Genomic DNA, 15,507 nt, shown 5'->3' with positions numbered 1-15,507 from the left:
CGGCGAGGGATGTCACATGTCAGAAAAGTTCTTTGATTCCAACAACCTGGAAGCCTGGGAAAAAGCCGCTGCCAAGCAGGCACCGGGTGGCGACGTCAATAATCTGGTGTGGAATACGCCGGAAGGTCTGCAGGTCAAGGCACTGTATACCAAGAAAGACGTCGAGAACCTCGAATTTGCCGACACCCTGCCGGGCGTAGCGCCCTTCCTCCGCGGCCCCCAGCCGACGATGTACGCGGTCAAGCCGTGGACCATCCGCCAGTACGCCGGCTTCTCCACCGCAGAGGCGTCCAATGCCTTCTACCGCAAGGCGCTGGCCGCCGGCGGTCAGGGCGTTTCCGTGGCTTTCGACCTGGCGACGCACCGAGGCTATGATTCCGATAATCCGCGCGTCGTCGGCGACGTCGGCAAGGCCGGCGTGGCAATCGACTCTGTCGAAGACATGAAGATTCTGTTCGACGGCATCCCGCTCGACAAGATTTCCGTCTCGATGACGATGAACGGCGCCGTGCTGCCCATTCTCGCTGGCTACATCGTGGCGGCCGAGGAGCAGGGCGTGTCGCAAGAGAAGCTGTCTGGCACGATCCAGAACGACATTCTCAAAGAATTCATGGTGCGGAACACCTACATCTATCCGCCCAAGCCGTCGATGAAGATCATCGCCGACATCTTCGGCTACACCGCGCAGCACATGCCGAAGTTCAATTCGATCTCGATTTCGGGTTACCACATCCAGGAAGCCGGCGCCAACCAGGCGATCGAGCTGGCCTTCACGCTGGCCGACGGCATGGAATACGTGCGTACCGGCATCGCCTCGGGCATGGACGTCGATACCTTCGCGGGTCGTTTGTCCTTCTTCTGGGCGGTCGGGATGAACTTCTATCTCGAAATCGCCAAGATGCGCGCCGCCCGCCTGCTGTGGCACCGCATCATGTCCGGCTTCAACGCCAAGAGCCCGAAGTCGATGATGTTGCGTACCCACTCGCAGACCTCCGGCTGGTCGTTGACCGAGCAGGATCCGTACAACAACGTCGTGCGTACCACCATCGAAGCGATGGCGGCCGTATTTGGCGGTACCCAGTCGCTGCATACCAACGCGCTCGACGAGGCGATTGCCCTGCCGACCGAATTCTCGGCCCGCATTGCCCGCAACACGCAGCTGATCATCCAGGAAGAAACCCACATCACCAACGTCGTCGATCCGTGGGCCGGCTCCTACATGATGGAAAAACTGACCCAGGACATGGCCGACAAGGCCTGGGCCATCATCCAGGAAATCGAACAGATGGGCGGCATGACCAAGGCCGTCGAATCCGGCTGGGCCAAAATGCAGGTCGAAACCTGCGCCGCCGACAAGCAGGCACGCATCGATTCCGGCAAGGATGTCATCGTTGGCGTGAACAAGTACAAGTTGGCGAAGGAAGACGCGATCGAGATTCTCGATATCGACAACCATGCCGTGCGTGAAGCCCAGGTTGCCCGTCTCAAGCAGATTCGCGCCACCCGTGACAGTGCTGCGGTCAACGCTGCTCTGGAAGCGCTGACCAAGTGCGCCGAAACCGGCGAAGGCAACCTGCTCGACCTGACGGTCAAGGCCATCCGCCTGCGCGCCACGGTCGGCGAAGTCTCCGACGCGCTGGAAAAGGTCTTTGGCCGCTTCCGCGCCAACAATCAAACCATTTCCGGTGTCTATGGCGGGGTGGTCGAAGGCATGGAAAGCTGGGAAGAAATCAAGGCCGATGTCGCCAAGTTCGCTGAAGAAGAAGGCCGTCGTCCGCGCATCATGATCGCCAAGCTGGGTCAGGATGGTCACGACCGTGGCGCCAAGGTGGTGGCGACCGCCTACGCCGACCTCGGTTTCGACATCGACATGGGGCCGCTCTTCCAGACCCCGGAAGAAGCTGCCCGTCAGGCCATCGAAAACGACGTGCACGCCATCGGCTGCTCGTCGCTGGCTGCCGGTCACAAGACGCTGGTGCCTCAGATCATCCAGTGCCTCAAGGATCAGGGCGCCGACGACATCATCGTCTTCGCCGGTGGGGTGATCCCGGCCCAAGACTACGATGCGCTGTTCGCGGCCGGTGCCAAGGCGGTTTTCGGGCCGGGCACCCGGATCGAAGATTCGGCCAAGAAGGTGCTGGAAGAGATTCGCAAGGCTCGCGCCTGATTCGCGGATGAACCTGGGCGATCTTCCCGTGCAAGCCAACCTTCTGACCGACGCCGACCGCCAGCTGGTGGCTGGCGTACTGGCCGGCCAGCGTCGTTCGCTGGCCAAGGCGATCACGCTGATCGAGTCGACCCGTGCGGATCATCAGCAACGTGCCCAGCAGGTACTGACCAGTTTGCTGCCCAAGACGGGCAACGCCATCCGGATCGGCATTTCCGGGGTTCCCGGTGCAGGCAAGTCGACTTTCATCGAAGCGCTGGGTGTCTGGCTGATCGAACAGGGCAAGAAGCTGGCAGTTTTGGCCATCGATCCGTCGTCGACCGTGACCGGGGGCTCCATCCTCGGTGACAAGACCCGGATGGAACTGCTTTCGCAGCGTGAGGAAGCCTTCATCCGCCCCAGCCCGTCTGCCGGTTCGCTGGGCGGTGTCGCCGAGAAGACACGTGAAGCGATGCTGCTGTGCGAGGCCGCCGGCTACGATGTCATCATTATTGAGACCGTCGGCGTCGGTCAGTCGGAAACGACAGTTGCAGGCATGGTCGACATGTTCTGCCTGTTGCAGTTGCCGAATGCCGGCGACGACCTGCAGGCAATCAAGAAGGGCATTGTCGAGATCGCCGACTTGGTGGTGATCAACAAGGCCGATATCGACAAGCAGGCCACTGCTGTTGTCCGTGCCCAGTGGCGCAATGCGCTGCACATGCTGCGTCCGGCGTCACCCAACTGGTCGCCGCCGGTGATCGCACTGTCGGCGCTGCACAAGCAAGGGATTGCCGACTTCTGGGAAGAAGTCGAGAAGTACCAGGCGGCGCTCAAGCCGACCGGCGAATTCGCTGCCAAACGCCAGCACCAATCGCTGGCCTGGATGTGGCAACTGATCGATGCCGGCTTGCGTCAGCATTTCCGGCATCACCCGCGCGTGCAGGAAAACCTGCCCGCCTTCACCCGTTCCGTCGAAGCAGGGAGCACGACGCCGGCAGCCGCCGCGTACGCCCTGCTCGACTATCTGAAACATTAATCAACGACCCGCTTTTTCTTGGGAGTTTTCTATGCACGACATCATCCGCCAGCTGGAAAAAAAGCGTGAACTGGCCCGCCTCGGCGGTGGCCAGAAACGCATCGACAGCCAGCACGCCAAGGGCAAGCTGACTGCCCGCGAACGTATCGAACTCTTGCTTGATCCCGATTCCTTCGAGGAATGGGATATGTTCAAGGAGCATCGCTGCGTCGACTTCGGCATGGACAAGGCGGAAAAGACCCCGGGCGACGGCGTCGTCGTCGGCTACGGCACCATCAACGGCCGTCTGGTCTTCGTCTTCTCGCAGGACTTCACCGTCTTTGGCGGCTCCCTGTCCGAAACCCACGCTGAAAAGATCTGCAAGGTCATGGACCAGGCGATGAAGGTCGGTGCGCCGGTGATCGGCCTGAACGACTCCGGCGGTGCCCGTATCCAGGAAGGCGTGGCCTCCCTGGGCGGCTATGCCGACGTGTTCCAGCGCAACGTCATGGCCTCCGGCGTCGTGCCGCAGATCTCCATGATCATGGGCCCCTGTGCCGGTGGTGCGGTGTATTCGCCGTCGATGACTGACTTCATCTTCATGGTCAAGGATTCGTCCTACATGTTCGTGACCGGTCCGGAAGTCGTGAAGACCGTGACCCACGAAGAAGTCACCGCCGAAGAACTGGGCGGCGCCGTGACCCACACCAGCAAGTCCGGCGTGGCCGATCTGGCCTTTGAAAACGATGTCGAAGCCCTCTCCATGCTGCGTCGCTTCATGGGCTTCCTGCCGGCCAACAACCGCGAAAAGCCGCCGGTCACCCCGACCAACGATCCGGCCGACCGCGTTGACTACTCGCTCGACACCCTGGTGCCGGACAACGCCAACAAGCCGTACGACATGAAGGAACTGCTCATCAAGATTGCCGATGACAGCGATTTCTTCGAAATTCAGCCGGACTACGCCAAGAACATCATCATCGGCTTTGCCCGCATCGATGGTCATCCGGTGGGTATCGTCGCCAACCAGCCGCTCGTGCTGGCCGGCTGTCTGGACATCAAGTCCTCGATCAAGGCTGCCCGTTTCGTGCGTTTCTGCGACGCCTTCAACATTCCGGTCGTCACCTTCGTCGATGTGCCGGGCTTCATGCCGGGTACCACCCAGGAATACGGCGGCATCATCAAGCACGGCGCCAAGCTGCTCTACGCCTACGCTGAATGTACCGTGCCGAAGGTCACCGTGATCACCCGCAAGGCCTACGGCGGTGCGTACGACGTGATGTCCTCCAAGCACCTGCGCGGCGACGTGAACCTCGCCTGGCCGTCTGCTGAAATCGCGGTCATGGGCCCGAAGGGCGCCGTGGAAATCATCTTCCGCGAAGAAAAGAACGACCCGGAAAAGCTCGCCCAGCGCGAAGCCGAGTACAAGGAAAAGTTCGCCAACCCGTTTGTGGCCGGCGCACGTGGCTTCATCGACGACGTCATCATGCCGCACAACACCCGCAAGCGGATCGCCCGCTCGCTGGCCATGCTGCGTGACAAGAAACTCGACAATCCGTGGCGCAAGCACGGCAACATTCCGCTGTAAGCGTCAGGGAGGAATAGAAACATGTTCAAGAAGATTCTGATTGCAAACCGCGGCGAAATCGCCTGCCGCGTCATCAAGACCGCCCGCAAGATGGGCATCCAGACCGTTGCCGTCTACTCCGAGGCCGACAAGGACGCGCTGTTCGTCGATATGGCCGACGAAGCCGTCTGTATCGGTCCGGCCGCCTCGAAAGAGTCCTACCTGGTCGCCGACAAGATCATCGCCGCCTGCAAGCAGACCGGCGCTGAAGCGGTCCACCCGGGTTACGGCTTCCTGTCCGAGAACGCCGAGTTCTCCCGTCGTCTGGAAGCAGAAGGCATCAAGTTCATCGGTCCGAAGCACTACTCCATCGCCAAGATGGGCGACAAGATCGAGTCCAAGAAGCTCGCCATCGAAGCCAAGGTCAACACCATCCCCGGCCACAACGATGCGATCGACGGGCCGGATGCTGCGGTCGAAATCGCCAAGAAGATCGGTTATCCGGTCATGATCAAGGCCTCCGCCGGCGGTGGCGGCAAGGGTCTGCGCGTCGCCTACAACGACGCCGAAGCCCATGAAGGCTTCTCCTCCTGCGTCAACGAAGCCCGCAACTCCTTCGGTGACGACCGCGTCTTCATCGAAAAGTACGTGCTGGAACCGCGCCACATCGAAATCCAGGTGCTCGGCGACAGTCACGGCAACTACGTCTACCTGAACGAGCGTGACTGCTCGATCCAGCGTCGTCACCAGAAGGTCATCGAAGAAGCGCCGAGCCCCTTCGTTGACGCCGAAATGCGCAAGGCGATGGGCGAACAGGCAGTGGCCCTGGCCCGTGCCGTGAATTACGAATCGGCCGGTACGGTCGAATTCGTGGTCTCCGGTGCAACCAAGGAGTTCTACTTCCTGGAAATGAACACCCGCCTGCAGGTGGAACACCCGGTCACCGAACTGATCACCGGCCTCGACTTGGTCGAGCAGATGATCCGTGTCGCCTACGGCGAAAAGCTGCCGCTGACCCAGGCCGACGTGCAGATCAACGGTTGGTCCATGGAGTGCCGGATCAACGCCGAAGACCCGTTCCGCGGCTTCCTGCCCTCCACCGGCCGTCTGGTCAAGTTCCTGCCGCCGGTTGAGAGCACCGATGCCAACGGCACGACCCGTGTCGATACCGGCGTCTACGACGGCGGCGAGATCTCGATGTTCTACGACTCGATGATCGCCAAACTGATCGTGCATGCCCCGACCCGTGCGCAAGCCATTGAGCGCATGCGTGACGCGCTGAACGCCTTCGTGATCCGCGGCATCTCCTCGAACATCCCGTTCCAGGCCGCCCTGATGCAGCACGAGGTGTTCCACTCGGGCATTTTCGATACCGGTTTCATCCCCAAGTACTATCCGACCGGCTTTGATGCCTCGATGGTGCCGCACGATGATCCGGCCCTGCTGGTGTCCGTGGCAGCCTACGTCTACCGTGCCTACACCGACCGCGCCGCCTCCGTTTCCGGTCAGATGGCCGGTCACGAGCGTATCGTCGGCGACGACTGGATGGTCATCCGCCTCAACGGCGACCAGAAGGAAAAGCACCCGGTCACCGCCCGTCCGGTGGAAGGCGGCTACCACATCGAGTACGCCGGCAAGTCCTACGAAATCCGTTCCGACTGGAAACTGGGCGAGACCCTGTTCAACGGCACCTGCAACGGTGAAGCCTTCACCCTGCAGGTCGAGCGTCACAAGACCAAGTACAGCCTCTTCCACTGGGGTACCCGTGCCGACTTCATGGTCATGAGCGCCCGTGCTGCCGAACTGCTGGCCCTGATGCCCGAGAAGCCGGCCCCCGATCTCTCCAAGTTCCTGCTCTCCCCGATGCCGGGCCTGCTCCGCGATGTCGCGGTCCAGGTCGGTCAGGAAGTGAAGGCCGGCGAGAAACTGGCCGTCATCGAAGCGATGAAGATGGAAAACATCCTCAAGGCCGAGCAGGATTGCAAGGTCAAGAAGATTTCCGCCGCCGTCGGCGAAAGCCTGTCGGTCGACCAGATCATCATCGAGTTCGAATAAGCGAGCAGCGCTGCGGCGCTGTCCCGGAGCCAATTTCCGGGCTGCGCCACGGTCGACCGTAAAAAAAGCCCGTTTTTGAACGGGCTTTTTTCATTGCTGCATCCCGCTGGCGGCGGGTTATCTCAGGCCGTGCCGCGCTGGGTCTGTTGCCAGGCCAGCACCGCCTGCGCCGAACTGGCCAGAATCAGGCGATAACGCTCGGCCGGCAGGGCATGCTGCAGCGCGGCAAACAATTGCTGCGTTCCCCGCTGCCCAACCTCCCCGACTTCGCCACTCAACAGACCGGCCTGAATGCTGGCCAAGGCATCGGCAACCAGCCGCCAGCCGAGTTCCGGCATCTGCTGTTCAAGTACCAATAGCTGGCTACCCAGTGCCTGCACCAGGGGCTCGGCACTGCCATCGTCGTCACAGGCACTCATTGCATGCCACAGCGCGAGATGAATGCCCCGACGCAAATCGATCTTGAAATCAATCGCACAAGCCTCCTCGGCTGCCAGTTGCCCGTAATACTGCAAAAAGCGAGCCTCGGCCGCAGCATCAAGGCCATTGCGCAGACTCCCCAGCAGGGCGCTGAGCGGTGGAATGGCCGTCAGTCCGAATGCCTGACTGTAAGCCAGCCCCCACTGATCGAGGCCGGCCACCAGCAAGGCCAGCCGTAGAGCCTGGCCAGACTCATCGCCGCCGGCCTTTGCCCAGTTGCGGCAACGCTGGCCGAGTTCGTCCAACGGCGCTTCGGGATGCGCATCCGGCGTCGCCAGCAGGCGGAAAATGCTGCCAAAAATATCCTGCGCCATTCTCGCTGCGAGGCGCTGGCTATCGGGATTGACTACGCCGGCCAAAGCATCGACGGGCGGAATATAAGCTTGGTTCATGGTTGATGAAAAAGGCGAAAAAAAGCATTTTAGCCGCCCCCTCCTCTCCGTGCGCCTTGCATCTGCAAGAGCTTCTGACATAATTGACGATTCAATGTCATCGACATTGAAAATAACAAAAACACCAATCATGTACCGTGCTCGTACCGACCTCCAAAGTATCGAAAGCAGCTTTTTCAAGCTGCCGGATACCCTATTGCTGGTCTTTGACCGCGACTGGTCGCTCAGCCTGGTCAGCGATGCCTGGGCCGGAACCTTGGGCCGCTGTCGCGACGAAATGCTGCAGGGCACTTTCCTTGATCTGCTGCATGATGAAGACCGTGCCGACTGCGCAGCCCGGCTCACGGCTATGGATGCCGATTCGCCGACACTCCGCTTCGCGTCGCGCTGCCAGCGGCAGGATGGCTCATTTCTCGGCGTCGCCTGGAATATTCGCTACGATAGCGACGATGCCCTTTATTACGCATCGGCCCACGAAACAGCGGTCAATCTGCAAGGCAACGATGCGCGCCTGCCCGACATGTTCGTGGACAGCCTCACCGGCCTGCCCAACCGCAGTCTCTTTGTCGAACGCCTGGAGCACACACAGCACCGGGCCCGCCGCCGTAGCATCCGCTACGCCGTGCTGTATTGCGGAATCGACCGCTTCAAGGTAGTCAATCAGAGCCTCGGACATCGCCAGGGCGATCTGTTGCTGATGGCAGTCGCCAATTTGCTGTACTCGACCATCCGGCCAACCGACATGGTTGCCCGCATGGCGGGCGATGAGTTCGCGCTGCTGCTAGAAGACATCCGCGATGTCAGTTCGACCCTGCACGTGGTCAATCGCATCCAGCAAAAGCTGGTCATGCCCTTCATGCTCGACAAGCATGAGGTGTATTGCACGGTCTCCTTCGGCATAGCCGCCGGTAATGACAAAGGCGCCGAGGAATTGCTGGGCGATGCCAATATTGCAATGATCGGAGCCAAAGCCCTGGGGGGTGGAGGCTATGTAGTCTTCGATAAACAGATGCATGACCAGGCAGTGCATCGGCTTGAGCTCGAAATGGATCTGCGGCGTGCCGTCGAGCGCGATGAATTCCAGGCCTATTTCCAGCCGATCATTGGGCTGGCCGACAGGCAACTGAGCGGCTTTGAAGCGCTGGTCCGCTGGCAGCATCCGGAAAAAGGCCTGATTTCACCCGCCGACTTCATCCCGGTGGCAGAGGAAACCGGAATGATCGTTCCGATTGGCCGGCGCATGCTCTATGCCGCCTGCCGCCAGGCTGCGCAGTGGAATCGTAACCTCGCGGGCAAGCGTCCCCTCAGCGTCAGCGTCAATCTGGCAGCAAGGCAGATGCAGCACCCCGACTTGCTCGCCGATATTGCCAGCGCGCTCAACGACTCAGGGCTGCCCCCCGAATTGCTGAAGCTCGAAATCACCGAGAGCAGCATGATGGCCAACCCGGAACAGGCCATCGACCTGCTCCGGCAACTCAAGGCAATGGGCATTCGCCTGATGCTCGACGACTTTGGTACCGGCTATTCGTCGCTCAGCTATCTGCACCGCCTGCCGATCGATACCCTGAAGATTGACCGCTCTTTTGTCCGCAACGTGCATCAGAATGACAACGACCGGCATTTCATCGAAACCATCATCGGCCTCGCCCACAAACTAGGGCACGATCTGGTCTGCGAAGGAATCGAGCAGGCCTGCCAGGCCGAAATCCTCGCCGGACTGGGTGTTGAATACGGCCAGGGTTTTCTCTACTCGCGACCGGTGGCAGCCCACGAGGCCGAGATGTTCATCCTGACCTCGCGTGACGGCTGCCAACCCCGGCAAGCCGAACAGTCGCTCACTTTTTAAGCGGCGTAGCAGCCTTTTCGGCCGTCCCGGCAACAGTCAGTTCGGGGCGCATCTTGTTCACCACCTTGTCGCCAAAGCCCTTGATCTCCTTGAGATCGTCAACCGACTTGAATGGCCCGTTCTTGCTGCGATGCTCGATGATCGCCTTGGCCTTGGCCGGACCGATACCCTTGACCGTTTCCAGCTCGGCCTGGCTGGCGGTATTCAGGTTAACGGCGGCGTAAGCGAACTGGATGCTGGCGAGGCCAGCAATGAGCAGGGCAATGAAGCGCTTCATACGACTACCTCCGGACGAAAATGATTTCAGCGCTCAAGCGGAGCGCAACGCACCACCCACACGGATGGTGCGTTCACTCTAGTCCGAATTAATGACAAATCAATATTTTTGTCAGAATGCGCGCCGCCCGCCGACCACGGTGGCAACAACTTTTCCGGCCAGCGGGTAGCCTTGCCACGGGGTATTCTTGCCGCGGCTCTTGAGCGCTTCCGGGGTAACGATCCAGGTCGTTTCCGGGTTGAAGACGCAGATGTCGGCGGCTGCCCCCTCGGCCAGATGACCGGCGTCGAGACCGAGCACCGCCGCCGGATCGCAGGTGATCCGGGCCAGTGCCGTGGCCAGCGGGATGCCGGCAGTCTCGGCCCATTTCAGGGTCAGCGGCAGCAGCAGTTCGAGACCGGTGGCGCCCGGCTTGGCTTCGCCAAAAGGTAGCAGCTTGTCGTCGGCGCCGACCGGGGTGTGGTCGGAACAGATCGCGGCCAGCCCGGATGCCGCCGCTTGCGACAAGGCTTCACGGTCGCTTTGCGTGCGCAGCGGCGGGGTGAAGCGGGCATGCGGGTTGAAGTAGCCGATGTCGTTGTCGGTCAGCAGCAGGTGGTGAATGCCGACATCGAAGCTGATCGGCAGCCCTTCGGCCTGCGCCTGCTTGAGCAGCGCAACGCCGGCTGCGGACGAGAGGCGGGTCAGGTGCAAACGGCAGCCGGTATCGCGCACCAGTTGCACAAAGGTGGCAATGGCGATGGTTTCAGCGGCGACCGGAATACCGGCCAGACCGAGGCGGCTGGCGACTTCGCCTTCGTGGGCGATGCCGTTCTTGGCCAGCCAGTGATCCTGCGGCTGCAGCCACACCGCGTAGCCGAAGGTGGCGGCGTATTCCATCGCCCGCAACAGTGCCTCGGTGTCGATCACCGGCTTGCTCGCCTGTGAGAAGGCGACGCAGCCGGCTTTCTTGAGTCCGGCCAGCTCGGCCAGGCGCTCGCCCTTGAGCCCCAGCGTCAGGGCGCCGAGCGGCAGCACGCGGGCCTTGCCGATTTCCTCGCCGCGATGCACCAGGCGGTCGGCCAGTTCCGGCTCGTCGAGCGGCGGATCGGCATCCGGCGGCACCACCACGCTGGTGACGCCACCGGCGACGGCGGCCGCCAATTCAGCCTCAATCGAATTGAGGCGGGCGGCAAGGTCGATCAGACCGGGGCAGACGATGCAGCCACTGGCGTCGATCACTTCGTCGGCGACGAAGCCGGCCGGGGCGCTGCCGACCCCGGCAATTTTGCCGTTGGCGATGAAAAGTGAGGTGTTTTCACGGTCGACCGTGTTTTTCGGGTCAATCAGGCGCCCGTTCTTGATTTCAATCTGCATGTTCAGGACTCCCGCAGGGCCGCCCCGCGCGGGGCAAGGAAGGACGTAGGTGCGAAGCTCATGAGTTCCCCGCGACGATGCTCATCACCGCCATCCGCACCGCGATACCGAAGGTGACCTGGGGCAGGATCACCGCCTGCGGGCCATCGGCAACGGCCGAATGAATTTCGACGCCCCGGTTCATCGGGCCGGGATGCATCACAATCGCGTCGGGCTTGGCCAGTGCCAGCTTCTGCGGGGTCAGGCCGTAGTGACGGAAGTATTCGCCGGCCGACGGCAGCAGCGCGCCGTTCATCCGCTCGTTCTGCAGGCGCAGCATGATCACCACGTCGCAATCCTTGAGCCCCTCTTCCATGTCGTGGAAGACCTGCACGCCGAGCTTGTCGAGATGCTTGGGGAGCAGGGTTTCCGGGCCGATGGCGCGGACTTCGGGGACGCCGAGGGTGGTCAGCGCGTGGATATCGGAACGGGCCACTCGCGAGTGCAGGATGTCGCCGACGATGGCGACGCGCAACTGCGTGAAATCCTGCTTGTAGTGGCGGATGGTGTACATGTCGAGCAGGCCCTGCGTCGGGTGCGCATGCCGCCCGTCGCCGGCGTTGACCACGTGGATGTCGTTGCGGCCGATGCGGCGCAGGTGGTCGGCGATCAGATAAGGCGCGCCGCTTGAGGCATGGCGGACCACGAACAGGTTGGCGTCCATCGCACACAGGTTGTCGATGGTATCGAGCAGGGTTTCGCCCTTGGCCGTCGACGACTTGTTGATGTCGAGGTTGATCACGTCGGCCGAAAGGCGCTTGGCGGCGATCTCGAAAGTGGTGCGGGTGCGCGTTGAGTTCTCGAAGAACAGGTTGAAGACGCTCTTGCCGCGCAGCAGCGGCACCTTCTTCACCTCGCGCGACGAGACTTCCATGAACGACGCAGCGGTATCGAGAATCTGGGTCAGGATCGCCTTGGGCAGGCCTTCGATCGACAGCAGATGGATCAGCTCGCCGTCGCGGTTGAGTTGCGGATTATGCATTTTCCAGTCTCCAGGCGAGTTGACCGTGGGTTTCGCCACCTTCGCCGCGCGCCAGCGTCAGGCTCTGGCCGGCGGCCAGTTCGGCCTGCCAGACACAATGGGTGGCGGCGACCGGCAGCTCGCGACCGCCCCGGTCGGCGAGCACGGCCAGGCCGACCGAGGCCGGACGGCCGTAATCAAACAATTCGTTGATCGCGGCGCGCGTGGTGCGGCCGGTGTATAGCACATCATCGACCAGCAGGATGTGGCGGCCTTCGACGTCGAACGGGATCACCGTTGGCCGGCACTGCGGGTGCAGGCCCTTTTCGGAAAAATCGTCGCGGTAGAAGGATACGTCGATCAAACCGATCTCCTCGGTCAGACCGAGCAGTTCGCGCAGGCGTTCGGCGACCCAGGCGCCGCCGCTGTAAATGCCGACCAGGGCCGGCCGTTGCTGGAGGTGCGGGCGGATCAGGTCGGCCAGTTGCCGGCACTGCGCCTCGGCGTCGGGAAGATGCTCAGGAGCCATGAGAAGAACTTTCAAACCAGGTTTGCAGAATCAGTTGGGCAGCTACTGCGTCGAGCAGCGGCTTGGCGGTCTTGCTGTTGCGGCCGCTTTGTCTAGCAAGCTCGCGCAGGCGGGCTTCGGCGTCGAGCGAGGTCAGGCGTTCATCGGCATAAAACACCGGCAGCGCAAAGCGGCGCTGCAGGCGCTCGCCGAATTTTTGCGCCAGTCGGGTCATTTCGTGCGGGGTGCCGTCGGCGTGGGTCGGCAGGCCAACCACCAGGCCGACCGGCTGCCATTCGGCAACCAGCTTGCCAATCGCGGCAAAACGGTCGTCGTTCGACTCGGCGTGGATGGTGGTCAGCGGATGGGCGCTGCCGAGCAGGGTTTCGCCAGTCGCGACGCCGATGCGTTTTTCGCCGAAATCGAAGGCGAGCAGGGTGCCCTGGACGACCGCCTCAGGCATGTCCGGCCACGTCGGAAAGCTGGGTGAAGCTAACGCCGAGACGGCGCATCGCCGCCGGCAGACGCTCATCAGGCGGCAGATCGAAGAGGATGTCGGGACTTGCCGGCACGGTCAGCCAGGCGTTCTGCGCCAACTCTTCCTCCAGCTGACCTGCCCCCCAGCCGGCATAGCCCAGCGTCACCAGCAAGTGATGCGGCTCGCCCTGGCTGCCGACCGCTGCCAGCACATCGCGCGAACTGGTCAGCGCGACTTCAGGGTTGACCTTGAGCGAGGACTGCCACTCACCGGCCGGGCGATGCAGCACGAAACCCCGGTCCAGCTGCACCGGGCCGCCGAAATACACCGGCAAATGCGCCAGCGCAGCTGCTTCGAGCGTAATCTCGATTTTTTCGAACAGACCGGCAAGATCAAGGTCAATCGGACGATTGACGATAATGCCCAGCGCACCGTCCGCATTGTGTTCGCAGATGTAGACGAGGGCGTTGGCAAAATACGGGTCCTGCATCGCCGGCATCGCGATCAGGAAGTTGTCGGTCAGGTTGACGCTATCCATGGGCCGAATTTTAATCGCCGGCGGGTGACAAACCAACACACCCGCCCCCAGCAACGACAAAAAGAACGCAAAAATGCCCTCTGCAACGCATCCCAGCGCCCTGGTCTGGTTCCGCCGCGACCTGCGCACAACCGACCACATTCCGCTCGCCGCCGCGCTCGCCAATGCCGCGACCGTCTATTGCGTCTTCGTTTTCGATAGCGACATTCTCGACCGCCTGCCCAGCCGCCAGGATCGCCGGGTCGAGTTCATCCTCGGCTGCCTGCACGAACTGGCCGCCGCACTCCAGGCACGCGGCGGCGACCTGATTGTCCGGCACGGGCGAGCCACCGAGGAAATTCCAGCGCTCGCGCGGCAGCTAGGCGTTTCCAGCGTCTATGCCGGGCGCGATTACGAACCGGCCGCCAAGCAACGCGATGCCGAAGTCGCCGCCAGCCTCGCCACACAAGGACAGCAACTGCATCTGCTGCGCGACCAGGTAATTTTCGACGGCGACGCCGTGCTGACCCAGGCGGGCCGCCCGTACACCGTATTCACCCCTTACAAAAATGCCTGGTTAAAGCGGTTGACCGTCGCTGATTACGCCTGCGCCGACAGCGCCAGCGACAACGGCCGCCTGCGCCCACCCCCACCCGCCCTGGCCGGACCGCTGCCGGATCTGGCCGGACTTGGCTTTGCCACCACCGACCTGGCACCCCTGGGCATCACGCCCGGAATGAGCGGCGCGCAAACGCTGTGGGCGGATTTCCGGGCCGGACGCATGGCCCGCTACGCACAATTACGCGACTTCCCGGCACTCAAGGGCGTCAGCTACCTGTCGGTACACTTGCGTTTCGGCACCATTTCGCCGCGCGAACTGGTACGTGCCGCGCTCGCTCAGGCCGGCAACGCAGGCGCTGACACCTGGCTCAGCGAGCTGATCTGGCGCGACTTTTATTTCATGATCCTCGACCGCTTTCCTCATGCCGAGCACCGCGCTTTCAAGCCCGAGTACGACGCGATCCACTGGGACGACTGGCCGGAGGGACTGACCGCCTGGCAACAGGGGCGGACCGGCTATCCGCTGGTCGATGCGGCGATGCGCCAGCTGCTGCACAGCGGCTGGATGCACAACCGGCTGCGCATGGTGGTTGCCAGCTTTCTGTGCAAGGACCTGGGGCTCGACTGGCGCCATGGCGAAGCCTGGTTTGCCCGCCAGCTCAACGATTTCGATCTGGCCGCCAACAACGGCGGCTGGCAATGGGCAGCATCAAGCGGCTGCGATGCCCAGCCGTGGTTCCGCATTTTCAATCCGGTGACCCAGTCGGAAAAATTCGATCCCGAAGGCCGCTTCATCCGCCGCTACGTGCCGGAACTGGCCAAAGTGCCGGATAAATACCTGCATGCCCCGTGGAAACTGGCGCGTCGTGATCAGGAAGCACTCGGGGTGATCATCGGGCGCGATTACCCGGCGCCCATCGTCGACCACGCCGCTGCCCGGGAAAAAACCCTGGCCCGCTACGCTGTAGTCAAGAAAGCCGAGGCCGACGCCAGCGAGGCCTGAGCGTCGGGATCGCCAAACCGGCCTTGGCGGAAGCTAAGCCGCAACGACGGCGAAGACAACCCGAGCGATCGAGCAAAAATAGAAAAAGCCGGCTGTTCTTGCGAACAACCGGCTTTTTGAATTTGGTGCTCTGGGCGAGACTCGAACTCGCACACCTTACGGCACTACCCCCTCAAGATAGCGTGTCTACCAATTTCACCACCAGAGCAGATTTGGTGCGTTCTGACGGGATCGAACCGCCGACATTCTCCTTGTAAGGGAGACGCTCTACCAACTGAGCTAAGAACGCATGAGGGCGCGAAT

Annotated in this window: 13 protein-coding genes and 2 tRNA genes; 6 read left to right on the top strand and 9 right to left on the bottom strand. The window is 62.0% G+C overall.

Going from position 1 to position 15,507, the window contains the following annotated elements; translation table 11 throughout:
• The first annotated feature begins 16 nt into the window (after positions 1-16).
• The 4 genes from scpA to VX159_RS00815 are packed head-to-tail and all read left to right on the top strand — an operon-like array spanning position 17 to position 6,786.
• Positions 17-2,167 carry a methylmalonyl-CoA mutase gene (gene scpA / locus VX159_RS00830; RefSeq protein ID WP_371324104.1) on the top strand — a complete coding sequence of 717 codons (2,151 nt, stop codon included), beginning with the start codon at positions 17-19 and terminating at the stop codon, positions 2,165-2,167.
• Between the two features lie 7 nt (positions 2,168-2,174).
• The gene (gene meaB, locus VX159_RS00825; protein ID WP_371324103.1) at positions 2,175-3,185 is read left to right on the top strand and encodes a methylmalonyl Co-A mutase-associated GTPase MeaB; all 1,011 of its coding nucleotides are present in this window, start codon (positions 2,175-2,177) and stop codon (positions 3,183-3,185) included.
• A 31-nt stretch (positions 3,186-3,216) separates the two neighbouring features.
• Positions 3,217-4,752, top strand: coding sequence for an acyl-CoA carboxylase subunit beta (locus tag VX159_RS00820; RefSeq protein WP_371324102.1), 1,536 nt, complete (start codon positions 3,217-3,219; stop codon positions 4,750-4,752).
• Between the two features lie 21 nt (positions 4,753-4,773).
• Positions 4,774-6,786, top strand: a complete 2,013-nt coding sequence (locus tag VX159_RS00815) for an acetyl-CoA carboxylase biotin carboxylase subunit (protein ID WP_371324101.1) — start codon at positions 4,774-4,776, stop codon at positions 6,784-6,786.
• Between the two features lie 122 nt (positions 6,787-6,908).
• On the opposite strand, the gene VX159_RS00810 is transcribed toward VX159_RS00815, so the two are convergent.
• Positions 6,909-7,658, bottom strand: coding sequence for a hypothetical protein (locus VX159_RS00810; protein ID WP_371324100.1), 750 nt, complete (start codon positions 7,656-7,658; stop codon positions 6,909-6,911).
• A 130-nt stretch (positions 7,659-7,788) separates the two neighbouring features.
• On the opposite strand from VX159_RS00810, the gene VX159_RS00805 reads away from it, so the two are divergent.
• Positions 7,789-9,504, top strand: a complete 1,716-nt coding sequence (locus VX159_RS00805; RefSeq protein ID WP_371324099.1) for an EAL domain-containing protein — start codon at positions 7,789-7,791, stop codon at positions 9,502-9,504.
• Here VX159_RS00805 and VX159_RS00800 read toward each other — a convergent pair.
• The 6 genes from VX159_RS00800 to VX159_RS00775 form a co-directional block, all read right to left on the bottom strand.
• The gene (locus tag VX159_RS00800) at positions 9,494-9,781 is read right to left on the bottom strand and encodes a ComEA family DNA-binding protein (protein WP_371324098.1); all 288 of its coding nucleotides are present in this window, start codon (positions 9,779-9,781) and stop codon (positions 9,494-9,496) included. The genes VX159_RS00805 and VX159_RS00800 overlap by 11 nt on opposite strands.
• 111 nt (positions 9,782-9,892) lie before the next feature.
• Positions 9,893-11,137 carry a dihydroorotase gene (locus VX159_RS00795; RefSeq protein WP_371324097.1) on the bottom strand — a complete coding sequence of 415 codons (1,245 nt, stop codon included), beginning with the start codon at positions 11,135-11,137 and terminating at the stop codon, positions 9,893-9,895.
• Between the two features lie 58 nt (positions 11,138-11,195).
• Positions 11,196-12,158 (bottom strand): aspartate carbamoyltransferase catalytic subunit, encoded by a 963-nt coding sequence (locus VX159_RS00790; RefSeq protein WP_371324096.1) that lies wholly within the window; start codon positions 12,156-12,158, stop codon positions 11,196-11,198.
• Entirely contained in the window at positions 12,151-12,666 is a 516-nt protein-coding gene (pyrR, locus tag VX159_RS00785) for a bifunctional pyr operon transcriptional regulator/uracil phosphoribosyltransferase PyrR (RefSeq protein WP_371324095.1), read from the bottom strand. The genes VX159_RS00790 and pyrR overlap by 8 nt, the downstream gene beginning before the upstream one ends.
• Positions 12,656-13,108 (bottom strand): Holliday junction resolvase RuvX, encoded by a 453-nt coding sequence (ruvX, locus tag VX159_RS00780; RefSeq protein ID WP_371324094.1) that lies wholly within the window; start codon positions 13,106-13,108, stop codon positions 12,656-12,658. The genes pyrR and ruvX overlap by 11 nt, the downstream gene beginning before the upstream one ends.
• Positions 13,101-13,661: a YqgE/AlgH family protein gene (locus VX159_RS00775; protein WP_371324093.1), complete on the bottom strand. Its 561-nt coding sequence runs from the start codon at positions 13,659-13,661 to the stop codon at positions 13,101-13,103. Before VX159_RS00775 ends, ruvX begins: the two co-directional genes overlap by 8 nt.
• Positions 13,662-13,734: 73 nt before the next feature.
• Here VX159_RS00775 and VX159_RS00770 point away from each other — a divergent pair, with 73 nt between their 5' ends.
• Complete coding sequence (locus tag VX159_RS00770) at positions 13,735-15,204, top strand: deoxyribodipyrimidine photo-lyase (RefSeq protein ID WP_371324092.1); 1,470 nt, start codon at positions 13,735-13,737, stop codon at positions 15,202-15,204.
• A 123-nt stretch (positions 15,205-15,327) separates the two neighbouring features.
• Here VX159_RS00770 and VX159_RS00765 read toward each other — a convergent pair.
• Together VX159_RS00765 and VX159_RS00760 are read right to left on the bottom strand one after the other, a co-directional pair.
• Positions 15,328-15,412: transfer RNA gene (locus tag VX159_RS00765), tRNA-Leu, on the bottom strand.
• Positions 15,413-15,417: 5 nt separating this feature from the next.
• Positions 15,418-15,493: transfer RNA gene (locus tag VX159_RS00760), tRNA-Val, on the bottom strand.
• Positions 15,494-15,507: the final 14 nt, after the last annotated feature.

It is taken from the genome of Dechloromonas sp. ZY10 (genome assembly GCF_041378895.1).
Taxonomy (GTDB): domain Bacteria; phylum Pseudomonadota; class Gammaproteobacteria; order Burkholderiales; family Rhodocyclaceae; genus Azonexus; species Azonexus aquae.
The sequence above is the reverse complement of the archived record's forward strand: the minus strand, read 5'-3'. Positions and strand labels throughout refer to the sequence as shown.